This is a genomic window from Streptomyces sp. NPDC091416 (assembly GCF_044756845.1).
Taxonomy (GTDB): domain Bacteria; phylum Actinomycetota; class Actinomycetes; order Streptomycetales; family Streptomycetaceae; genus Streptomyces.
The window spans coordinates 1-21,984 of sequence record NZ_JBIVTU010000015.1; the positions used below are offsets into that span (position 1 = coordinate 1).

16 protein-coding genes are annotated in these 21,984 nt (G+C 69.1%); 8 read left to right on the forward strand and 8 right to left on the reverse strand.

What is annotated here, in order from left to right; genetic code table 11:
- Positions 1–664: 664 nt before the first annotated feature.
- Complete coding sequence (locus ACIQMX_RS34130) at positions 665–1,432, reverse strand: hypothetical protein (RefSeq protein ID WP_402483960.1); 768 nt, start codon at positions 1,430–1,432, stop codon at positions 665–667.
- Between the two features lie 315 nt (positions 1,433–1,747).
- Here ACIQMX_RS34130 and ACIQMX_RS34135 point away from each other — a divergent pair, with 315 nt between their 5' ends.
- Entirely contained in the window at positions 1,748–2,563 is an 816-nt protein-coding gene (locus ACIQMX_RS34135; RefSeq protein ID WP_363070245.1) for a class I SAM-dependent methyltransferase, read from the forward strand.
- A gap of 191 nt (positions 2,564–2,754) precedes the next feature.
- On the opposite strand, the gene ACIQMX_RS34140 is transcribed toward ACIQMX_RS34135, so the two are convergent.
- Positions 2,755–3,033 carry a hypothetical protein gene (locus tag ACIQMX_RS34140; RefSeq protein WP_363069953.1) on the reverse strand — a complete coding sequence of 93 codons (279 nt, stop codon included), beginning with the start codon at positions 3,031–3,033 and terminating at the stop codon, positions 2,755–2,757.
- A 447-nt stretch (positions 3,034–3,480) separates the two neighbouring features.
- Between ACIQMX_RS34140 and ACIQMX_RS34145 the strand changes: the two genes are divergently transcribed.
- The 4 genes from ACIQMX_RS34145 to ACIQMX_RS34160 all read left to right on the forward strand — a co-directional run bounded on the left by ACIQMX_RS34145 (position 3,481) and on the right by ACIQMX_RS34160 (position 7,558).
- Entirely contained in the window at positions 3,481–5,625 is a 2,145-nt protein-coding gene (locus ACIQMX_RS34145) for a cellulose binding domain-containing protein (protein ID WP_363069955.1), read from the forward strand.
- Positions 5,626–6,079: 454 nt separating this feature from the next.
- Positions 6,080–6,364 (forward strand): transposase, encoded by a 285-nt coding sequence (locus ACIQMX_RS34150; protein ID WP_363069957.1) that lies wholly within the window; start codon positions 6,080–6,082, stop codon positions 6,362–6,364.
- Positions 6,325–6,672, forward strand: a complete 348-nt coding sequence (locus ACIQMX_RS34155; RefSeq protein ID WP_402483963.1) for a hypothetical protein — start codon at positions 6,325–6,327, stop codon at positions 6,670–6,672. The genes ACIQMX_RS34150 and ACIQMX_RS34155 overlap by 40 nt, the downstream gene beginning before the upstream one ends.
- A 322-nt stretch (positions 6,673–6,994) precedes the next feature.
- Positions 6,995–7,558 (forward strand): DinB family protein, encoded by a 564-nt coding sequence (locus ACIQMX_RS34160; RefSeq protein WP_402483965.1) that lies wholly within the window; start codon positions 6,995–6,997, stop codon positions 7,556–7,558.
- Between the two features lie 39 nt (positions 7,559–7,597).
- On the opposite strand, the gene ACIQMX_RS34165 is transcribed toward ACIQMX_RS34160, so the two are convergent.
- Entirely contained in the window at positions 7,598–7,894 is a 297-nt protein-coding gene (locus ACIQMX_RS34165; RefSeq protein WP_402483967.1) for a transposase family protein, read from the reverse strand.
- A gap of 252 nt (positions 7,895–8,146) precedes the next feature.
- Between ACIQMX_RS34165 and ACIQMX_RS34170 the strand changes: the two genes are divergently transcribed.
- Positions 8,147–8,911 (forward strand): GNAT family N-acetyltransferase, encoded by a 765-nt coding sequence (locus tag ACIQMX_RS34170; RefSeq protein ID WP_402484171.1) that lies wholly within the window; start codon positions 8,147–8,149, stop codon positions 8,909–8,911.
- A gap of 29 nt (positions 8,912–8,940) precedes the next feature.
- Here ACIQMX_RS34170 and ACIQMX_RS34175 read toward each other — a convergent pair whose 3' ends face one another.
- A complete protein-coding gene (locus ACIQMX_RS34175) occupies positions 8,941–9,375 on the reverse strand; it encodes a hypothetical protein (RefSeq protein ID WP_402483969.1) in 435 nt (144 codons plus the stop codon).
- Between the two features lie 299 nt (positions 9,376–9,674).
- Positions 9,675–10,037 (reverse strand): transposase, encoded by a 363-nt coding sequence (locus ACIQMX_RS34180; protein WP_402483971.1) that lies wholly within the window; start codon positions 10,035–10,037, stop codon positions 9,675–9,677.
- Between ACIQMX_RS34180 and ACIQMX_RS34185 the strand changes: the two genes are divergently transcribed.
- Positions 9,946–10,398 carry a hypothetical protein gene (locus ACIQMX_RS34185; RefSeq protein WP_363069965.1) on the forward strand — a complete coding sequence of 151 codons (453 nt, stop codon included), beginning with the start codon at positions 9,946–9,948 and terminating at the stop codon, positions 10,396–10,398. The genes ACIQMX_RS34180 and ACIQMX_RS34185 overlap by 92 nt on opposite strands.
- Positions 10,399–11,093: 695 nt before the next feature.
- Here the strand turns inward: ACIQMX_RS34185 and ACIQMX_RS34190 are convergent.
- A complete protein-coding gene (locus ACIQMX_RS34190; RefSeq protein ID WP_402483973.1) occupies positions 11,094–13,031 on the reverse strand; it encodes an NAD-binding lipoprotein in 1,938 nt (645 codons plus the stop codon).
- A gap of 809 nt (positions 13,032–13,840) precedes the next feature.
- Between ACIQMX_RS34190 and ACIQMX_RS34195 the strand changes: the two genes are divergently transcribed.
- On the forward strand, positions 13,841–17,005 hold the full coding sequence (locus ACIQMX_RS34195; protein ID WP_402483975.1) for a discoidin domain-containing protein: 3,165 nt from the start codon (positions 13,841–13,843) through the stop codon (positions 17,003–17,005).
- Positions 17,006–17,339: 334 nt separating this feature from the next.
- Here ACIQMX_RS34195 and ACIQMX_RS34200 read toward each other — a convergent pair whose 3' ends face one another.
- Both ACIQMX_RS34200 and ACIQMX_RS34205 read right to left on the reverse strand, forming a co-directional pair.
- On the reverse strand, positions 17,340–19,514 hold the full coding sequence (locus ACIQMX_RS34200) for a discoidin domain-containing protein (protein WP_402483977.1): 2,175 nt from the start codon (positions 19,512–19,514) through the stop codon (positions 17,340–17,342).
- 224 nt (positions 19,515–19,738) lie between these two features.
- Positions 19,739–21,928 (reverse strand): discoidin domain-containing protein, encoded by a 2,190-nt coding sequence (locus ACIQMX_RS34205; RefSeq protein ID WP_402483979.1) that lies wholly within the window; start codon positions 21,926–21,928, stop codon positions 19,739–19,741.
- Positions 21,929–21,984 lie beyond the last annotated feature (56 nt).

Consider the following 21,984-nt stretch of genomic DNA (forward strand, 5'->3'; position numbering starts at 1 on the left):
TATGACGTGCACACAGTCGGCAAACCAGGCTCCGCCAAGCGACGAACGAAGAAGTCAACGACTCCACGTCCACGCCGCACAGGTTAAAGATCAAGTTAGGCCCGGGACGGGACAGAAAGCCGACCATCAAGGTGGCCTGCCAGGTACGGGCATGAACGTACATGCCGACAGTGCGACACTCCCAGCCGAGCTCGCGGGCCACGGAGCCGTGGCTCCGGCCAGCGCGAGTCAGAGCTCGGACCGCATCGAACAGACTCCGGGCATCACGCCCAGCCCTGCAGTTTACTGCGGCACTCTCAATAGTCTCCTCAGCCAGCAGGCCATCATCCTCCGTCCTCACTGACCGGTGGCAGGGCTGCAGGCAGGCAGCCGCCGCAGGCAAAGGGCCTGTCCTGAACTCGGCGAAACAAGCCCTGCCAGAGGTAAAAGCGGTCGCTGACCCACACAACTTCCAGGGCGCCAACTGCGATGCCCTGCCGGTAGATGAGGCAACCATCACGGCAAGCCACCTCAACACCCAGGTGATCACAGAACCAGCGCCCGAACTGTTCCACACCACGCCCCGCCCAGAAGGCGAGCGCGAACCAGGTGGATACGCCGACAAAGAAAGCGCCATAGCTACCGCCGTGAAGACAGGATGACAGCCGCCCTGCCGGGTAACGACCTACCGTGGGGGAATCTTCCCCGTGAGCTGCTGCCATCGGTGACGTTCGGCATCCAGGTCGGCCAGAACGGTTTCGCGGCGGGGGTTGGTCTTCTGCCAGGCACAGACCGTGCGCAGGTTCTCCACGGCTTCATCGCGGGCGGAGGTATCGGCCCGTGCGATTTCGAGTTCCTTGCGGGCCTGTGGCAGCCGAGAGCTCTGGCGTGCCCGGAACTCGTACTCATCGGCTGCCGCGTTCAAAATATCGAGGGTGAAGTCGCTGAGTTGCTCCGAGGTGAAAAACGAGGCGTTCTCGCAGTCCGGGTCGCGGCGGCGGGGGTACTTCGCCCGGTGGGTACGGCCGCTGGGCTCGGTCAGGTCGATCATGTACGTGGGATCGGACCGGAACACGGCTTTCAGCCCCGCGAGCGGGATCACACCCGACTGACCGGCCAGCTCTACCACGTGCTCGTACACGGTGATGTCCCCGACCGGGCCCTTCACAAGCCGCCCTCTCCCAGGGTCCAGCAGTACCCTGATCTCCTTCTCCAACGCCCGGATTTCCTGCTGGTACCCGGTCTCCGCCCGGTCGGCCTTCCGCTGCGCGGCTCTCTCGGCCTGGCGGGCCTCCTTGGCCAACGTGCTCAGATCACGCCGGCAGCGCCTGAGAGCCGACCGCTCGTCCGCGTACACAGCACTGAAGGCGAAGACCCACTTGCCGGGGTACCTCGACCAGTACCAGCCCACCCCGGCGAGCACCGCCAGTACGACGAACAGCAGCGTACGCATCCCGAGTTACTCCCCTGTCAGCCATCACGCATGGAACTCATGTCATACCGCTACAGAGCACAGGGACGAGGCCGAACCGGCCAGAACAACAGCAGAAGGCGTACCGCCAGCCGCCGACTCACCCGGCCCACATTCCTCGGTAAATGCGGCTCCAACCGTGCCCATTCGTCGTCAAAGAGATCGCCCCGCCCCATACTGACCGCAGCGATACTTCGCAAGGCGAGTCACGCGACCCATCGAGCAGACCCTAACCGTGCACGAGCTCGTTAGGCTGGCGTAGTGGCTAATGAGCAGAAGCGGGTGCAGCCGTCGGGAGTGTGGGCCACGGCGGTGGGGGTGGCCAGGGTGCGGGCGCTGGAGACCGAGCGGGAGAACGCTCTGTTCCGCGACCCACTGGCAGAAGCCTTCGCCGCTGCCGGCGGCCTGTGGCCTTCCTCGCCGCCGCTGCCGGATGACGAGACCGCGCGACGCCGTCGACTGGCCGTGTCGTTCTCCATCGTCATCAGGACGAAGTTCCTCGACGACCTGTTGCAGCAGGCCTCCGCATCCGGGGTCCGGCAGGTCGTGCTGCTCGGCGCCGGCATGGACAGCCGGGCCTTCCGGATGGGTTGGCCGGAGGGCACCCGGCTGTTCGAGGTCGACACCGCTGCACCACTGGACTTCAAGGCTTCGGTGCTGCGCCAGGAGCGGGCCGTCGCACGCTGCGAGCGGATCACCGTCGCGGTGGATCTGCGTGAGGACTGGCCAGGCGCGCTGGCCGCCGCAGGGCACGACCCGACCATGCCGACCGCGTGGATCGCCGAAGGACTGCTGATCTATCTGCCCGAGGACGCGGTGGAACTGCTGCTGGCCCGGATCAGCGCGCAGTCGGCAACAGGCAGTCGGATGGGGCTGACATTGGGATCGCGCGGCGTGATCGAGCGCTTCAGCGCGAAGCTCGTGCCGGGATCGGCGGCGTCCATGTGGCTCTCGGAGACGCCCGACGACCCGGTGGGCTGGCTGGCCGGACACGGCTGGGAGGCCGACAGCCACACCCTGCGCGAGCGCGCTGCCGCCTACGGCCGTCCGATCCGCACCCCGCCGCGGCGCGAGGAGCGGCCCGGCGGGCTGATCTCGGCGCTCCGCCGGTAGAGCGCCTCGAACGGCCCGCGCCGGGCAATCGCAACGACTGCGAGGCATGGGAACTGTCCGGAGCCAGGAGCTCGATCGGCAACACCACCAAGCATGGGGCACCCCTCGATGTCCACAAGGGCCACTGCTCCTCGACCGGGAAACTGTTCCTCGACCGGGAAGCGAAACCGCCCCATCACACGGGAACAGGCTCAGCTTGCCGTCCGACCTCGGCGTGAGACGAGCCGGGAGAGCGCCTCTGTGGGCCAGCAGAGGCATGCGAGAAGACGGCTGTTGACCACGAACCAGTGGACGCTGACTCGCCCCTGCTCCTTGTCCAGGATCAGTGGGGCTTCATCGCGAAAGACGTAGCGGAGGTATCGGCGGCGGACCGGCGCTCCGGCCATCAGCAGCACTGGTGAGGCGGCAAGGACGGCCACGGGAACCAGGGCTCCCGCAGCGGTGAGCTTCGGCTTCTCCTCGTATCGCATGCGCTCAGTGTGCTGGTCCCCGAACCCTGACCCGCGCCACTCGGTGACAGAACTGGACTCCGGATACGGCCGAGTGAGGCTGCGGGCTGGCGAACATCCGGCCCGCGCAGACGCCAGGGCCCGCTGACGTGCCGCGAAGAGCCCACGACCCGCAACAGCGATCAGTCCGTCTGCGGCAAGTGCGGGTCCTGGTTCCAGAGCGGCCGCAGAAGCAGTGCCCGATGGCTGCCCAGCTCATCCGCCTGCCTGCCGCACCTCGCCAACAACCGGCACAGCCAGATCTTGACTGGATCGGCTCCGATGGCCCTCGTCCGCACCATTGACGCGGTCATGCCTCCCCCGCATCATCATGGGAGCGCTCCCATACACGCAACGAAGGCACCCCACCGACCACTCACGCCGGGCGTCCTGCCGACCGACGCGGCACTCGCCCGAGGAGGACACGTCATGCCGCTCGCCCACCTCCCCGCCACCGGCCGGTTAGGCCGGCCGTCCCGCAGAGCCGGAAGAACCGCGGGCAGACGCCCGGCCGCCGCGTTCGTCCTCGCCCTCGCCACGATCGCCGCCCTCGCCGCCGCTCCCCCGGCGCCCGCCGCGACCGGCCGGACCGCCACGGCGACGGCCGCGGACGAGGCGTCGACCGTCGAGGTATCCGTCAACGCGGGGGTGGGGCTCGGCACCATCGACAAGGCTGCGTTCGGCGTCAACCACGCACTCTGGGACTCGCACATGAACGACCCCGAGGTGACCGGCCTGCTGGGCGAGGCAGGCGTCGGCATGATGCGCTACCCCGGCGGCTCCTACGGCGACATCTACCACTGGAAGGACCACACCGCCCCCGGCGGTTACGTGGCGCCCGGCACTACCTTCGACGAGTTCATGGGCAGCGTCCGCGCCACCGGCTCACAGCCGATGATCATCGCCAACTACGGCACCGGCACCCCTCAGGAGGCCGCTGATTGGGTCCGGTACGCCAACGTCACCCGCGGCTACGGCGCGAAGTACTGGGAGATCGGCAACGAGATCTACGGCAACGGTCACTACGGCGGTGGCTGGGAGGCCGACGACCACGCGGACAAGAGCCCACGCGAGTACGCCCGCAACGTCCTCGCCTACGCCGAGGCGATGAAGGCGGCCGACCCGACGATCAAGATCGGCGCCGTGCTGACCACGCCCGGCGACTGGCCGGACGGCATCACCGGCCCGGGTGACTCGGCCGACTGGAACCACACCGTGCTGTCCGCGGTCGCCGGAACGATCGACTTCGCCATCGTGCACTCCTACCCGGGCGGCGCCACCGCCGACGAGGCCCTGGAACGGACCGCCCGGCTGCCCGGACAGCTCCGCGAGGTCCGCCGGCAGATCGAACGGTACGCCGGTGAACGCTCGCCGGAGATCGGCATCGCGCTCACCGAGGTCAACTCCAACGTCCAGATGAACAGCCGCCCCAACGGCCTGTTCGCCGCGGAAACCTACATGACGGCGCTGGAGAACGGCGTCTTCAACGTCGACTGGTGGAACGTCCACAACGGGCCCACCGAGGCGGGGACGGTGGACGGCGACACCGACTTCAACGACTTCGGCCTGCTCTCCAGCGGCGGATGCGTCGGCGACGTCTGCCAGCCGGCCGTGAACACGCCGTTCCACCCGTACTTCGGTATCAAGTCGCTGACCAAGCTGGGTCGCCCCGGTGACACGATGGTCGCCTCCTCCACTGACAGCGAGCAGGTCTCCGCGCACGCCGTGCACCGGGCCGACGGCACGCTGAGCGTGATGCTGATCAACAAGGACCCGCTGAACTCCCACACCGCGGACATCAGTTACGCCGGATACACGCCCACTGCCCAGGAACCGGTCGTACACCGTTACGGCCGCGGCGACACCGATGTCACCCGGGTGGCCGCCACCGCCGGGGGCGACCAGGTGCTGCCGCCGTACTCGATCACCACCATCACCGTCGCCCCGCACGCCCCCGCGGCCTCGGTCGGCGCACCCGGCGCACCGAAGACCACCGTCACGGACAGTTCGACCGCCACGGTGAGCTGGACGGCCCCCGCGAACGGCAAAGCGGTGCGCTACGAGGTGTACGAACGCCTGGGCGCCAACGCCCAGCTGCTCGCCACCTCGACATCCACCTCTGCGACGCTGCACAACCTGCCGCCGGGATCCGAGCACACGGTCAACGTGCTCACCCGGGACGCCGACGGCCGCCTCTCGCGCCCCTCCGATCCGCTGACCTTCACCACCACGGCTCCGCGCGACAGCAGCTGCCTGGTCAACTACCGGGTGGACAGCGGCTGGGGCAACGGATTCGTCGCCACCGTCACGGTCTCCAACGTCGGTGACGCCCCGATCAACGGCTGGACGCTGGACTTCACCTGGCCGTCCACCGGCCAGGCCGTGCAGAGCTCGTGGAACGCGAACGTCACCAGCTCGGGAACACGCGTCCATGTGACCGACAACGGCACCAACGCCGAGCTGACGCCACGCGGCGGCTCCACCGCCACTTTCGGCATCGTCGGAGCCAACGACGGTGCCAACCCCATCCCGATGACGTTCACACTCAACGGCACGGTCTGCCGCACCTCCTGATCCACCGCCCGTGGCCCGGTCCGGCCCGTCCTCCGGCAGGCCGGACCGGGCCACGGGCGCGGGCGCGCTGGAGGATCCTCACCCGCACCACGCGGAGGCAGGCGTGGAACCAGTGCTTCGTTCTTGACAGGGACACCGTCCCTGTCGAACCCGGCCGCCAGGGTCGGGCGTCTGCACCTGTGCCAGGTTGCGGTGTCCCAGGCCGAGACCGGGCTGCCGTCCGGCCTCCGCCATTGGTCGACGACGAGTACGGCGTCGATTCCGCCGCACACATGGGCAAGGTCACGAACCGGTACAGGGGGCTATCACCGTTCACGCGACCCGCTGCTCTCCGCGTAGAGGAGCGGGCCCCAGTCCCGTCGGGCGACCCCGCTCCTCGACGGTCAGACGTCCTACGGGTCCGCGCGGTCGGTGCCTGCACCGGGCTGCTTCGGAAGTGGATCAAGGCCGTGCGATGATCAGGTTCTATGGCTCGGGGGGATCTGACAGACGCTCATGGGCGACGCTGGAACCTCTGCTATCGCAGGACATCAAGGCTGGCCGACCGTCGGTGCACACCAAGCGGCAGCTGATCAACGGGATACGGTTCCGGACCCGCGCGGATATGCCGTGGTGCGATCTGCCCGAGCGGTGCGGGCCGTGGGAGACGGTGTACGGGCTGTTGGCCGATGGCAGCGTGACGGCATATGGCACCGCATCTTGGAGCAGCTCCAGGCCTGGGCCGACGCGAAGGGCCTGATCACCTTGGACATCTCGGTGGACTCCACGATCGCCCGCGCGCACCAGCACGCAGCCGACGCCCGGCAAAGTGGGATCTGCAGGTCGTGCCGCCCGGCGGCGTCTTCGCCGAGCCCGACGACCACGGGTTGGGACCTCGCCTGCGGCATCAGTTCAGACGACCACTGGTACGACTGGTTCGACGTCCACATCCACGCCGAGGCTCTGCAGAGCCTCGGGCTGCACCCCGAACAGTCGGCCTCCCAGGTCACAGTCCCCTCTCCGCCCCGCTGGTGGCACGCCGCCGCAGACCGTCGCACCCGCTGGTGATCCACTTCTGAAACAGGCGCCCTAGCAAGGGACGAACCAGCCGCGACCGCGGCGTTCTATGAGCTTCGCCATCTTCGACCATGCAGGTCGAAGGCCTGGCGTTGGTGCTCGCTCGGGATACTCATGCTGATCTCGGGCGGGAGTCTGCGATATTGATCATCAGTCATGTCAACGGTCGCGGCTGTGACGCTGGCCGTGGCGCGGTCCGAAGGGCGCATCACGCCCCAGCGTCATCTCCTGGTGCGGTACGCCTCCGACCCACGGCCGGTGACGGCGTCCGCCAGGGGCGCAGCCAGGTCTCCGCTGTATGTAGTGTGCGGAAATGACAAGAAGCGAGCGAATCGCGGACCAGTTGGACTGGTACTGGGGCAAGAACCTGCGGCCACGACTGGAGGGTCTTTCCGGCGAGGAGTACTTCTGGGAGCCGGTGCGCGGCTGCTGGAGCATCCGCCCGCGTGGTACGTCGGACGCACCGATGTCGGAAGGTCCGGGGGAATGGACGATGGACTTCGCCTCCCCTGCCCCGGTGCCGGCGCCGGTGACCACGATTGCCTGGCGGCTGGCACACATCGTCGTCTCGTGCCTGGGCTATCGGGTCGGATGGTACTTCGGCGGCCAGGACCTCGAGTCCCAGGCATTCGCCTACGCGGGGACCGCTGACGAGGCGCTGAAACAGCTCGATGAGATGTACGGGAGATGGAACACGGGGGTCCGCGAGCTCTCGGACGCTGACCTGGATAATCCGCCCACGGTGGGGCCCGAGCGGTTTCCCATGGAGAACAGGGTCCTGCACGTCAACAGGGAGCTGATCCATCACGGCGCCGAGATTTCCCTGCTGCGCGACCTCTACCGCTGGCAGGACGGAACGGTGCCGCGCCGAATATGACTGGTCATCTGTCAGCGTGAAACTCTAGGTTCGAGAGGATCAGGAGAGCGCGCAGAGGGTCGGTGGCGCGAGCGGGTTCGGTGCGGAGTTGGTGAGGATGCGCCAGGTCTTCAGGTACCCGAAGCCGTGTTCGAAGGGGGCGCGTGTGGCGGCCATGACCCGGTTGGCCTCCTTCTCGCCGGGGGTGAGCTTGCGGGCGTGGGTGGCCTCGGAGCCGGTGACGATCATCGGATCGCCGCTGTCGCCGGAGAGGCCGAGGAAGCCGAGTCGGTCAAGGCGCCGATGGCAGCCGCGCGCGCAGGTGGGTGAGGATGTGGTCGCGGCGCAGAAACCCACTCTCCGAAGTCCGCCGACGAACGGAGGCTCCGCCCCCTCACCACCCGGCCGGGCGAGCGCCTTCAGCTCAGCCGGACCTCATACCGATACCTCTGCCCCCGCGTCTCCACGCACACCAACCTAGGACGCATATCGAAGGTGCTGGTCGGCGGCGTGGCACGGCCTAAAATGAGGTGCAGTCTTCGCTCAGTCGTGCTGGGATCGGTCCCTGTGAATGATTACTTTCTCCATGAAGCCGACTTGACGGACAGGATGGAACGGAACCTGGCGGAACACGCCTGCCATCTGCACCGGAGCATGTCCGCTGCGACCGTCGCAGAGACCGGTGACCTCCTGGTCGCGGACAGCGGCCTGGACGACGACACGTTTAACATCGTTGCCGCAGCCCGCTTCGCCGCCGGCGACGCCGCGGCCCGCATCTCCGAGACCGTCGGGACGCTGGCCGGCACCGGCCGCGATTTCTCCTGGTGGGTGGGACCGGCCTCGACACCGACAGATCTCAGCGCCCGCCTGACGGCGGCCGGACTGCCGGTGTCCGAGCGTGAGACGGCGATGTGGGCCGAGTTGGACGACGCCCTGCCGATTCCCTCTGTCCCGGGTCTGGACATCCGAACAGTAACCACGCCCGAACAGCTCGCCGACTACGCCACGGTCCTGGCCGCGAACTGGAATCCACCCGCCGAAACCGTCCGCGCCTTCTTCGCCCGGGCCGCTTCCCGGGCCCTGGCCGCTACCTGTCCCGCCCGGTACCTGGTGGGCTACGTGGAGAACAGTCCGGTCTGCTCTGCCGAGGTGTTCCACCACGCGGGAGTCGCCGGCATCTACAACATCTCCACCCTGGCCGCCCACCGCCGACGCGGCTACGGCGGAGCCATCACGCTCGCGGCCCTTCACGCTGCCCGCGAACGAGATCACAGCATCGCGGTCCTGCAGGCATCGGCCGACGGGGAGCCTGTGTACCGCCGCCTGGGGTTCCACGCCTGCGGCCAGTTCGTCGAACATGCCATCAACACCTGAACCTCCGCGACTCCACGGACATCCCTCCGTCACCCCTGATTTAGCTGGTCCAGCCATTCATTGATGGCCGTTACGAGGACAGTGGCCTCGTAACGGCCCGCGAGCTTGTCGTATCTGTTGGCCACTACCCGAATCCTTTCGATGCGGGTGATGCCGCACTCGACGGCATGCCGAGCCTTGCAGTCCTCGGCGTTGAACCCGGACGGCCGGCCACCGAGGGAGTCGAGCTTCTTGCGGTTGCGCACATGGTCGGCCTTGTCCGGAATGGTGTAGCGGATGCCGCGGCGGCGCAGGTAGGCGGCGGCTCTTCCGGGAGGCGTACGCCTTGTCCGCACGGACCCCCGGTTGGGGCGGACACGCGGCCGGTCGCCCTGCCCGAGGCGGGGCACACGTACCCTCTCCAGCACCGGCGGCTCGAGCTGCGGCGAATCGCCGCGCTGCCCTGCCGTGATCACGATCGACATGGGCTTCTGTCCCTGCTCGACCGCCAGGTGCAACTTGGCGGTGAACCCGCCGCCCGACCTTCCCACCCCGTGGTCTCCGAGCTCGGTGAACACACCACCCGGCGGTTCTCGCGGCCGGTCACCACGCTAATAGGCCCCAGCCGCATTGCTGGTAAGCGCGGCAGACTGTGGAGTCGACACTCAAGTCCCAGACGATCGCGCCCCTCGCGTCGGCCAGGGACTGAAGCCGAGTGAGAATCCGCTGCCAGGTGCCGTTGCGCTGCCACCGGTGGAACATGTCGTAGGCCCGGCCATGGTCCTTATTCGACCGGCACGTCCCGCCACGGCACACCGGTCCGTACACGGATCCGGATGCCGTCGATCAACTGCCGGCGCGGCCAGACAAGGGGCGGTCCCACTCTCGCGCCCTTCGGCAGCAATGGTGCCGGCACTGCCCACTGCTCGTCCGTGAGCAGCCCGGTCGGCCCGCTTGGCCAACTGAACTGCGCCTCTGACCATCGGCCAACACTGCGGCAGTTGCCGACCTGTAAATCGAAAGACGGATCCCGTCCCCCGCAGCAGACTTCCCTCATGTCTACCGATTTCAGCGGGATGGTCGAGTGCAACCCCGGAGCACATCTCTGGGGTCCGGATGACGAGGACTCCGTGTGGCAGTCCGCCATCGACGTCTGGCTCCTCAACTCCGGCAATGCCTACGACGCGCTGGCCGCTCTCTTCGGCATCCGCAACTACTTCGGCTTCCGTCCGCTGGCGGAGGACCGCGGCCTGCCGGAGGACACATCCGACGGAATCCGCGCCATGTTCGCCGCTGCCGGCGGACCCGATGGTGTGTACGGCACTACCTGGATCACCTGGGCGGAGCTGACCTCGGCCGACTGGAAGGAGACCAACAGCTCAGGTTCGCTCACCCGACAGGAGGTGGCAGGTGACACGACCCATTGGGGTCCGGTCTGGAGTGTGATGCGTACCCTTGCCGAGCTCCATGGCCCCGAGAGCGTCCGGCTCGTCGTCTGGTTCCACTGACGGGGCAGGGGTCTGCAGCACCGCTTCGACGGGTCGACGTGAGCGCTCAGAGGCCGACTCAATCGCTCAGTCAAACCGGCGCCGGTCAGCGTCAGCGCACACCCGAGCCGACCCCGGACGGGAGCACCACCAGCGGCACCGCGTAGGCGAGCCGGCGGGCCCAGCGCGGCACCCCTGCGGCGGGCTCGTGCGCCGCACGCCACGCCCGGGCAGGCGGCCCTCGCGGCGTGGCGTGTTTGCTGCTTCGTCGGTGGTCGTGGTCGGCCTGGCCTGGCCTGGAACATCTGCGCTCCTCTCGTCCACGGGCCGGGCCAGGCCGTGCGCTTCGAGACTCGCAGCAGGCGAGGCCGGTCAGGATCGCTCCGCAGACCAAACGACGTCCGCCGGGTGGGCGAGCACGAATGCGGACGCTCCGTCTCAGGGATGACGGGTCATCGGAGGACGATCCGTCCGTGCGACCCAGGTTCACCGGCAAGGAAGCCGAAGCGACCGGGTTCACTGTCAGACGCCTGTGTTCGATGACAGCGGACAGTCACAGAGGCTGAGCCGGAGCCGGAGCCGGAGCCACTACTGGTGAGTGAAGACGGGCAGGTCCTCTCCTTCAGTCTCCTGGGCGGCAGCCCTGGGCAACACATCCCGGATGCGCCGCCCTTGGCACCATGGGTGATCGCGCCGCCCGGCGGGCTGCCTTCAGGTCAGTGCCGGGCCATGACGATCACCTCGTCGTCCGCGGTCCAGTGGCGGACTTCGGCCTTGGCCGGGTTGATGCGCACCTCGTGGCCGATCCTTGCTCGTACGGCGCCGCGACTGCGGTAGCCGAGGGCGCATTCCCCGCGGCGCGAGGCGGCCTCGACGACCGTGGCGAAGGATGCCCGGTGTCCTGGGCGGATGTAGTCGGCGGCGGGCTTGAGATGAATCGCGTTGCCCTGCGGAGCCAGTAGCTCGCCGAACAGGCCGGCGAGGTGCCAGTTCTGGGAGATCTGGGCCATCAGAAGACCGACCAGTTTTCCACTCACGATGAAGTCGGCGCCGACGCCGGCGGGGGCGAGGGCTCTGTTGCGGTCGTCGGTCATTTCGGTGACCACCCGGACCGGGACCCCTGCCGTGCGCTCACGGTCGCGCAGAAGCAGCAGCGTGACCAGCGTCCGGTCGTCCGGTGAGTCATGACGGGGCCCGTGGTCGGGCCAGTGGTCGGAGGCGTGGTCGGGGCCGAGCACGATGACACCGTCGTGCTCGGAGAGGTCCACGTCGTTCAGCGTCTCCGGAAGGGTGGGGTCGCCCGGTCCGAAGGTGACGGTCAGCGTGGGAGCGGCTTGCGCGGCGGCGGCCCGTACCTCCGTTGCCAGGCTCTCGCCTCCGTGGGCGACGACGTGGAGAACGGAACCGGGCGCGACATGGCCGGAGAGGTGACGGACGATGTGCCGGGCGCGGCGGTTCCATCCCAGGAGCAGCACCCGTTCGGGGCGGGCCGCTGCCGGTGGCCGGTTCGTCATCACCGACTCGTCGAATGCGGCGGGTTCGAGGGTGGTGCGTGTGGTGTCGTCGTCCCGGGCGATTACGACGAGACGGTCTCCCGGGCACAGGACCGAGTCGCCCGGGGGGTTGAGGCTAAGGGTTCCGTCCGCCCGTACGAGCCCGACCACGCTGGACGTCGGGCATGTCCTCAGCACTTCGGCGAAGACACGGCCGATCCCGTCCGGGGCGTCGACGACGTAGAACTCGTCGCCGGCGAAGTCGAGCAACTCCTGGTAGACGAGCGACAGTCCGGGCTGTCTGGCGCACTGGGCCACCAGACGCGCGGTGACGTCGTCGATCTCGAGCACGACCCCGCCCGGGCCGGCCGCGAGTTCGGCGGCGAGGCGGTACTGGGCGTCCCGCACCACCGCCACGGTCCGCACCCGGCTGTCGTCGTCGACCGCGGTCCGCAGAGCCAGCAGGTTCTTGACGATCTCCGCGTCCTCGTGGGGGTGGTCACGCGGCAGGACCAGGACGGCGTCCGCCGTCGCCGGGCTGACTCGCGTGAGCGCGGCCGGGTCGGTGGGGCGTCCGTTCCGGCAGACGACTCTGGTCCGGCCGGTGTCGCCCACCTCGCTGCGCAGTTCCTCCTCCATTTCCGTCACGTCCCGGTCGGCCAGGACCGCGATGGCGCTCCGGCCCTGGTTGGCGTTTGCTGCGACGAGTTCGGCCACCACGGTGAAGATCTGGTCCGACCAGCCGAGCACGACGGTGTGACCGCTCTCCAGCACCGTGGAGTGGCCACGCCGCAGGGCGATGAGTTCCTCGGTGAGCGCCGTGGTGACGAGACCCACGATGGTGGAGACGTAGAAGAGTGCCATCAACGCCAGCAGGACCGACAGAATGACGCGCAGCGGTGAGCCGACCTCTCCTCCCAGCCTGAGGGTCTGCCCCACGCTCCGCCACACGGCCGCCGTCTTGGCGCCGGCCGTGTCCGGGGCCCTCTCGTCCGTCCACACCAGCAGTGCGCTCACCGGGATCACGACGGCCAGGCATGCGACGGCAAGCCATCCGATGAGTACGGTGACACCCCTGGCCAGTGTGTTGTCGAACCAGTACCGGGCGCGCTCGTACAACGGAGCCCGCGGCGGTGGCGTTTCCCGCACCGGGCGCGGCACCGGGGACGCTGTACTCCGTGGCTGTCTCTGCTTCCCCACGCGGGCGCCGACCGCGCTCCGGCGCCGGCCCTGATCCTTGATCATCCTGTACACAGCAGCAGCGTGCGGAATCGGCTTCTCCGCCACACGGGTATCGGGCGGCGTTTCATCCGATAGGGAACGGAACCGGGGCAGCGGGCAGTCGGGCGGCGCTGCGGCACGCCGGCCCGAAGGGCCGTCGAGCGCGGCAATCCGGCGGAGCCGGGCTGATGAACCCGCTCAGCCGTGAACAGCCTCAGCAGGAAGCCGAGTGCTCCGCCCGTACGGCGGTGCGCAGGCCGCCCGGGGCGGCGGGGGCGGCGGGGGCGGGAGGGCGGCGACGGACCCCGCGGCGTCGGCCCCCTCCACCACGCGTACGGGAGAACGGGGTGTGCATACGTCCGCTGTCATCCGCGACACCCGCGACACTGCCACGGTCACCGTCTCCGTCGTCCGGGCGATCTCCCTGCGGGGATGGTCGCCGGCACACCCGGGATCCGTACGGGCACGGGTCGACAAGGCGCCCCTGCGGCCCTGCCGGAATCGCGAACGGCATGGCCCGGTCCGTGCGCTCCCCGCGCACGGAGGCGCAGGCCGCACTCGCTCATGCACATCACGGGCGTCCCTGCCGTACCTCCTGGCCTGCCCGTTTCTTCCGCGCGCCCTGCGGCAGCCGCGATTCCGTTTCCTCGTTCCGCGCGGACCGGACACCACGGAACCCCTTGACGCACAACGGGGCACAGGACAGGATGAGCGAAATCTGACAACGTTGTCATTCTTGCGGAGGACCCATGCCCGACAACCCGGCCACCTACGACAGACGCCGGTTCATCCAACTCGCGGGCCTGACGGGACTGTTGACCGCCGGCTCGCTGAGCCTCCCGGGCATGGCGGCAGCTGCGGGACCGTCCGTCGCCCCCGGCACGCGTCATGGCGACGACGAGCGGGACAGCATCGCGGACACCTATTACCAGGTTCTGCTCACGCATACGCGCTGGGCGGAGACGCAGTGGAACCCGGCTCTCGGGCACTACACGGCCAAGGACTTCGGCTTCGCGGTGGTGCTCGGCAACGCGGTGCTCCTGACTCAGGGCACGTACGATTCGGAGCTCGCCGGCATCGGCAAGGACGAGCTGCGGTCCCGTACGCTCGCCACCATCAAGCACTTCGCGGCTTCCCACCGCCTCACGGGCGGTTCCGAGTGGGGCCGCACGCTGTTCTTCGACACGACCTTCCAGTTGTACTTCGTGCTCGCCGCCCGGCTGCTCTGGGACCAGCTGGACGATGTCACGCGGCAGAACGTCGACACGATCGCCCGCGAGCAGGCGCAGTACACCACCTCCCTCGGCAGCAAGAACGACCCCGCCTCCGGGAGCTGGACGCCGAACGGGCTGAAGGGCGGCTTCGTCGGCGACACCAAGCTGGAGGAGATGGGGGTATACGCCCAGTCGCTGGCGCCGGGACTCGCCTGGGCCCCCGCCGATCCGCGTCACGCCGAGTGGACGGCCGCCTTCGGCCGGTGGACGCGGAACGAGGCGGGTCTGCCCGCGGCGGATCTGGCCAATCCCGCCCTGGTCGACGGAGTCGCCGTGCGGGAGAACACCGCGACGAACCTCTACGACACCTTCATCGTCGAGAACCACAACTCCTTCGGCCCGCACTACCAGGAGGAACTCTGGCGTACCTCCGGCCGCAACGCCGCCCACTTCATCACCGCGGGCCGTCCCCTGCCCCAGGTCCTGACCGAGCAGCCGAACGCGGGTCCGCTGTGGCGCACCCTGCTGATGGTGATGAGTGACGCGGGCGAACCGCTGATGCCCATGGTCGCGGACCGCGAGCACCTCTACGGACGCGATGTGATCCCGCTGGCCTTCCTGGCCCAGGTGACCGGGGACCGCGCCGCCGCCTGGGCGGAGGCTGCGATGGCGCAGCGGCTGGCGCCCTACCAGGCGTATGCGCCGGAGTACCGGCTCGCCAAGTTCTCGGGGGAGGCGAAGTACGAGCCGGAGGCCCGGGCCGAGATCGCCATCAGCTATCTGCTGCACCGGTGGCGGGCGGCCCACGGTGGTGTCGTGGCACCGATGTCCGACGAGGAGTTCTACGCGAATGCCTCCGGCGTACGGGACTTCGCCGAAGGCCCCGGGCTGGTGGTCCAGCAGACGCCGGCGGCCTGGGCGGCCGCCGTGAGCAAGCCGGGCTTCGTCAAGTTCGCCTGGCAGCCCGCCCATGACGACTGGCTCTTCGCGCTGAGCGGCAGCACCCCGATGTTCCTGCCCTCGACCGCGAGCAAGGTGCTGCGGCGCTCGGTCACGACGTACCGCCAGGTCCGCGACGGCATCGACGCGACCGCTTCGGTGCTCGAACTCGAAACCGGCATCGCCGGATTCACCACCCTCCCGTCGGGCGAGGTCGTCTACGCGACGAGCGGTACGGCCGCCGGTGAGGGACACCTGCAGATACACAACCTGACGATGCCGGGCCTGGCCGGCCTGGACGGCAGTCGTACGTACACCGCGGCCGAGGGATCGGTCCAGGTGAAGTCGAAGGACAGCGGGAACACCTCGGGCGGTGCCGGGCCCCGGGTGGACACGCTTGTGCTCCCCCGCGGTTCCCACCGTTTCGTCCGGATGCAGGGCGTCTCCGGGCACCCGCAGTACGGGTACTCCCTGTACTCCTTCTCCGTCCGGGACGGTGCGGACGGAACCGATCTCGCCCGCACCGCCGTCGCCACCGCTTCGTCGGCGGCACCCGGCCGCGAGGCGGCATTCGTGCTGGACGGGGACGGCGCCACCCGCTGGGCCGTCGCCGTCGCCGAACGGGGGCGCCAGGACAGCTGGCTGACGGTCGACCTCGGCAGTGCCGTCGCCTTCGACCACGTCACCCTGGCCTGGGAGTCGGCGGCGGCGAGCAGGTACCAGGTGCAGGGCTCCGACGACGGCGAGAACTGGACCGAGTTGACGCGCTTCCCGGAGGCGGAGCTGACGAGCCGCGGTGGCTGGCTCTCCGTGGACGGAAGAGCCGGGCTTGTGGTCCGTGGCTCCGCGCATCCGCTTGCCGTCTACGGCGACATGCTGGTCCTGTCCGACGGTCCCGCCGAGGCCCTCACCGTGGAAGGGCATCCGAACGGGGATCCCGCCGCGCTGAAGGCGGCGGCGTCCCGGGAGGCGCCGCGGGCCGCTGACTCCGCCGTTCACGCCAGCACCGCTGGCGGACATCTGAGCCTGTTCAACCTCTCCCCCGACTCCGTGAAGACCGTGGTGGCGCTGCCCCGGCAGGATTCCGGCATCGTTCTCTACGCCGGTTCGCAGACGGTGACCGGCTCCGGCACCGACTTCACGGCCGAGCTGAAGGGCGCGACCGCGGCTGTCGCCGCGGCCCGGTTCACCCTGCGTCCGGCGACGGGGCGGACGGTACCGACGGGTGTCAGGGCGGATGTGGTCGACGCCTCGACCATGCGGCTGACCGGGCCGTCGTGCGACCTGCTGGTGACCGCCGCCGACGGACAGCGCACGAAGGTCCGGCTGCGCCGCGGCCGGACCTCGACGGTGTCGTTGCGCGACACCGTTCCCTATCCGCTCGACGACGCCGCGCTGGGATGCGACACGTTCCCGAACGCACCGCGCCCCGCAGGCATGTCGGACCCGTCGGCCGCGGTGGACGGCGACCGGCACACCTCGTGGACCCCGGGATCCGACCGGGCCCGGATGGTCGTGGACCTCGGCTCGCCGCTCCCCGTCGGGCGGGTCCTCGCGGAGTGGACGACGGGCAGGGTGCCGGGGGCGACGGTCGAGTTCAGCGACGACGGTGTCACCTACCGGCCCGGCGGGACGCTGCGGGGCCGGGCCACCTCGACCGGCTTCACCGCAGGCACCACCGCACGGTATGTGGCGCTCGACGTCACGGGCTGGCGCAGCGGGCACGCACGCCTCAGGGCCCTCTCCGTGCTCCCCCGGTAAGCACGCCTGACATCGCACGCGCCCCGGGCACGGCTTCGCCGGCAGCACCCAGCTGCCGGCTGAGCCGCCCGCGGGCCGGACGCGTCGGCGCCGAGCGGGGACGGCTCCACGTCCTGCCGCCGGTGGCGCGCAGCCCGCGGGCCGGAAGGTGGACGGCAGCGGCTGTCCGGCTTTCCGTCCCGCTGGGCGTCGTACGCATGCTGCGGTCCCGCCGGACCAGGTGGCCACCGGACGGGACGTGAGCGCGGAACACTCTGACACGGGCCGGCAGGACCCGGCCGCGCCGTGACGGCGGCGGCCGGGCCCTGCCGGACGTGCATCAGGCTCCGTACGATCAGCTGTAGATGCCGAACTCGTGCAGTGAGTAGCCCCAGGCCGTGCCTCGCGCCTTCAGCTGAAGACGCACATGGCGTGCGGTGGCGGGGGCGTCGATCGTGTCGATGTCCCCGTTGCCCGACTCGGTCGTGTGGATCGTGCGCCAGTTGGTGCCGTCGTCGGAGACCTGCACCTCGTAGGACTTCGCGTACGCGGGGTCCCAGACCAGCTGGATCTTACGGAACGCGGTCGGCGCGCCGAGGTCCACCTGGATCGACTGGGGGTCGCTCCAGTCGCTGGCCCAGCGTGTCTCCGTCTTCCCGTCCGTCACCAGCGAGGCGGGGCAGGGGCAGTCGCCGTAGGACGCCTGGAAGGAGGAGGCAGTGGCGGTCTTGTGCAACGCGACGTTGGTGCCGTCGACGGGCGGCACGACGACCTTGACCGACTTGGTTTCGATTCCGGCGTTGCCGTGGCCGTCCTCGGCCTGGATGTACACCTTCCACACGCCGAGCTTCTCGGGCGCGGTGACGGCGAAGGTGCCGTTGCCGGTGGAGCGCCACTGGGCCTCGACGAGCCGCTTGTCGCCGCCGGCGTAATTGCCGCTCAGGAAGATCTTGTACGTCACGGGGTCGCCGTCCGGGTCCCGCACGTCCGCGCGGACGGTGAACTCCTTGCCCGCCGGGGCCGAGGATGCCGGGGTGACGCCCATGTTCGTGATGACGGGAGGCGTGTTGTCCCCGCTCGTCGAACCGGAGTAGGCCTTCTTCACCGCGTAGTACGACAGGCGCTTCAGCCCGTCGGGCAGCAGGTTGAACCAGACGCCGCCGAAGTCGTGCTCGAGTCCGTAGTGGAAGAGCGTGGCACCGAGCGCCACGCTCTGGTGTCCGGTGACGCAGCCCCACGCCCTGGTGTAGCCGTCGGCCTTCTGGACGTCGGTGGGCTCGTCGGGCACACCGTTGGCATCGTCCGGGACCTCCCACTCGCCGGCCGGTCCGCCTTCGGTGATGATGTAGGGCTTGTTGTAGCCACCCTGCTCCCAGGCTCCGCGCACATTGCAGATGTCGCCGTAGGAGTTCATCGAGTAGAGGTCGAGGTCGGGGGCGTTGCGCTTGTAGTAGGGCCAGGCGCCGGTCCACGCGTCGGTGGAGGTGACCGGGTGGTCCGGGTCGATGGAGTGGATCTTCTTGGCGACGTCGTTGACGAAGGACGTGTAGGCGTTGCGCTGGTTCTCCAGCTCGGTGCCGCTGTAGCAGTTCTGGAGGCCGAGCACCGATTCGTTGCCGACGTTCCACATCAGAACACCGGGGTGGCTCTTGTAGACGTCGACCCACTTGGCGAACTCGGTGAGCGAGGTGCTCTTGTACGCGGCGTCGGTGACGTAGTTGACGCAGCCGCCCGCGCCCGGGCCCCCGCCGGGCTGAAGCCAGAAGCCGCTGACGACCCGGATGCCGTTGGCCGCGGCCTCGTCGAGCAGGGGCTTGCTGGAGCCGTCCGTGCCCCAGGTCCGGATGGTGTTCACGCCCATCGATCTCAGGTCGGGCATGTAGCGGGCCGCGTCGGCGACGGACGGGCCCCAGGTGAGGCCCTTGACCTGGTAGGGCTTGCCGCCGACGGTGAGCTGCCAGTTGCCCTGCGAGCCGGTCACGGCGACCGCGCCCCCGGTGGCGGGCGGCGGACCGTCGCCGTCGCCGTAGACCTGGAACTCCCACAGTGAGTACCCGTACCCACTCGTGCGCGCGGTGCCGAGCATCCGGACGTAGCGGCCGGCGCCGGACACGGCGACGTCGTCGGTGCCGCCGTCACTTCCCGTGACGGTCTTCAGGGTGCGCCAGTCGGTGCCGTTGTCGGAGGCCTGCAGTTCGTAGTTCTTGGCGCGTGCCGCTTCCCAGGTCAGCACGATACGGCTCAGGTTCTGCCTGCTGCCGAGGTCGACCTGGAGCCACTGGGGGTCGCTCCACTGGCTGGCCCAGCGGGTCCCGGTGAGGTTGCCGTCCACGGCGGCGGACGCGCTGTACGCGTCGCCTTCGCTGGACGACGCCGTGGCGGTTCTGCCCTGGGACAACAGAGTCTCGGCTGCCTGGGCGGGAGGGGCGGCGGTGAGGGTGAGTGACGACGCGACCAGCGCGCCGAGGGCCAGCAGGGGCACTCCGGCACGTCTGCGTGACGACGTGGGGTGCAAAAGGAGTTTCGACACATCTGCTCCTGGCAGGTTCGGGTGCCGGACGGAGGAACGTGCGTACGCAGGTCCTGAATCCGGCCGGCGTGTGGGGAGACGGCCCGTCCGCCGGACCGGGCGGGGCATCCGGCATCTGTGCGTGTGCGCTGTGCGATCCCTCCGGGCGGGTCGCGGGGCTGAAGCCCGCCCGGAGGGCGTTGCGTCCGGTCCGCTCCGGCGAGCCGATGCGGACCGGTGGATCATCAGGGGTAGGACACCACCGTCGACGGGACCGTCGAGGTGCCCGAGGTGGGCGATCCGGTGTCGTTGATGACGTGGTTGTAGTGACCGTTGCCGCCGAGGGAGACCACCAGCAGGCTGTGGAACTTCACGCCGGGCTTCACCGGGGCCTTGAATCCGTGGTCCTGACGGATCGTCGGGTCGACGTTGTAGTTGGAGTAGCTGCCCATGCCCCAGCCCTCGTGCGTGTTCACGGAGTCGTCGACGCGGTAGGCGGCGTAGCCCTTGGTGTCGCCGTTCTGGATGGCGGCCTGGTTGGGCGCGTCGTACGCCTTCTCGTTCTGGTAGAAGATCGTCCTGCCCCGCTCCCCGTACCAATCGACGTCGTACTTGTTGAAATGCTCGACGAACAGACCGGTCGCCAGTACGTCGTCACCGTTGACCCGTACGCCGTAGTCGGCGCGGTTGGTCTCCCAGCCCACGCCCTCGCCGTGGTCGGCACGCCACACCCACGTGTGGTCGATGATCACGTCGTCGCTGTTGACGACGATGCTGGTCGTGGCCTTGCCGGGGCCGGCGCCGCCGACCCGGACGTACACGTCCTGGACGGTGGTGGGGTTGGCGGAGTGGTCGGCGGCGGCGCCCTGACCGCCGACTTCCAGCAGGGTCGGGGAGTTGACCGGGCCGGCGTCGATGAGGAAGCCGGCGAGCCTGACCCCGTCGACGTCGGCGACCTTCATGGCGGTCACGCCGTTGTCGGGAATGATGGTGGCGAGGCCGAGACCCAGGACGACGGTGTCGGCCCGGTCCACCTCGATGGTCCGGTCGACGTGGTAGATGCCGGGGGTGAAGAGCAGATTCAGCCCCTGCTTCAGGGCGGCGTTGATCGTCGTGGCGGTGGCACCGGACTTGACGACGTAGAACTTGCTCAGCGGGATGGACGTCCCCTGCGGGGTGCCGTTGGCCCATGTGGTGCCGCGGGCGTTGGTCCGCTTGGCCGGCGCGAAGACCTTGAACTCGCCGCCGTCCATGTAGAGGAAGGGCTTCTCGCGCGAGACGGGCGTGGTGTCGAGGGTGGTGTAGCGGGGCTCGGGGAAGCTGTTCGCGGGTGCGCCCTCGACTCCGGAGAAGGTCATGTTCCAGACCCCGTTGGTCCAGCCGCCGATGGTGCTGTCGCGGGTGTACCACTGCTGCTGCGAGTAGGGGCCGACCTGGCCGTCGATCTTGCTGTCGGCGATGTACCCGCCGCTCGCCCAGCCGTAGCCGTTCGGCGCGAGGTTCAGGTCGCCCTTGACGTGCATACGACGGAACGACGCCGCCTGGGAGACCGCCCAGCGGTCCGTGCCGCTGACCGGGTTGAGTGCGAGGTTCTCGGCCGAACGCCAGAAGTTCTGGGTGGCATTGCCGTTGAACCAGCCCGCGTCGACGGTCACGTCACCGTTGAACGTGGTGTCGTCCGGCTTCAGCCCGAGGCCGGCGATCTGGGTGTAGAAGCCGATCTGGGCATTGATGTTGTCGTACGTGCCCGGCTTGAAGAAGAAGGCATGGCGGCCGCTGCCGAACTGCGCCGACTCCTGCTCGCTGAAGACCTGGTCCAGCTTCGCCTGGATGCCCGGCGTGGAGGGATCGAAGATGTGTACGTTCGGGCCGAGGTCTCCCCCACCGGGAATGACCGGTCCCGTCTCGCCGTCCGTGCTGCCGAAGACCTTGAACTCCCAGAGGGAGTAGCCGTACCCGGTGGCTCGCGCGGTCCCGAGCATGCGGACGTAGCGCGCGGTCCCCGAGACATCGACCGTCTCGACGCCGCCGGCTCCGGTCGTTGTCGAGTAGGCGGTCGACCAGTCGGTGCCGTTGGACGACAGCTCGATGCGGTAGGTCTTCGCGTATGCCGCCTCCCAGTTCAGCTCGACCCGGTCGAGCGCGGCGGGTGCCCCGAGGTCGACGCTCAGCCACTGCGGGTCGGAGGCCGCGCTCGACCAGCGGGTACCGGGATCACCGTCGACAGCGCTGCCGGCCGGAGTGCCGTAGTGCTCCTGGCTGGAGGCTGTCGCCTGCTTGCCCTGGGACAGGAGCACGGGCGCCGCTTCGGCCTTGGTGGCGGTTGTCAGAGCGAGCAGGGCGGCCGCCAGCGCAGTGACCACCGCGCCGACGAGGCCCTTGCGGACGGCTCTGGGCGGCGGAGTCGAGAGGGGGAATATCCCAACTTCGGGCATGGAACAGCTCCTTGCGAAACAAGTGGACGGGAGAGCGCTCTCCGAGAGAGTGCCGC

Excerpts from the sequence above, each read along its gene's own strand:
- ACIQMX_RS34160 (WP_402483965.1), top strand. The coding sequence starts at position 6,995 with ATGACAAGAAGCGAGCGAATCGCGGACCAGTTGGACTGGTACTGGGGC.
- ACIQMX_RS34150 (WP_363069957.1), top strand. The coding sequence starts at position 6,080 with ATGATCAGGTTCTATGGCTCGGGGGGATCTGACAGACGCTCATGGGCG.
- ACIQMX_RS34185 (WP_363069965.1), top strand. The coding sequence starts at position 9,946 with ATGTCTACCGATTTCAGCGGGATGGTCGAGTGCAACCCCGGAGCACAT.
- ACIQMX_RS34175 (WP_402483969.1), bottom strand. The coding sequence starts at position 9,375 with ATGTCGATCGTGATCACGGCAGGGCAGCGCGGCGATTCGCCGCAGCTC.
- ACIQMX_RS34145 (WP_363069955.1), top strand. The coding sequence starts at position 3,481 with ATGCCGCTCGCCCACCTCCCCGCCACCGGCCGGTTAGGCCGGCCGTCC.
- ACIQMX_RS34130 (WP_402483960.1), bottom strand. The coding sequence starts at position 1,432 with ATGCGTACGCTGCTGTTCGTCGTACTGGCGGTGCTCGCCGGGGTGGGC.
- ACIQMX_RS34170 (WP_402484171.1), top strand. The coding sequence starts at position 8,147 with ATGGAACGGAACCTGGCGGAACACGCCTGCCATCTGCACCGGAGCATG.
- ACIQMX_RS34195 (WP_402483975.1), top strand. The coding sequence starts at position 13,841 with ATGCCCGACAACCCGGCCACCTACGACAGACGCCGGTTCATCCAACTC.
- ACIQMX_RS34180 (WP_402483971.1), bottom strand. The coding sequence starts at position 10,037 with ATGGCGGACTGCCACACGGAGTCCTCGTCATCCGGACCCCAGAGATGT.
- ACIQMX_RS34205 (WP_402483979.1), bottom strand. The coding sequence starts at position 21,928 with ATGCCCGAAGTTGGGATATTCCCCCTCTCGACTCCGCCGCCCAGAGCC.
- ACIQMX_RS34140 (WP_363069953.1), bottom strand. The coding sequence starts at position 3,033 with ATGCGATACGAGGAGAAGCCGAAGCTCACCGCTGCGGGAGCCCTGGTT.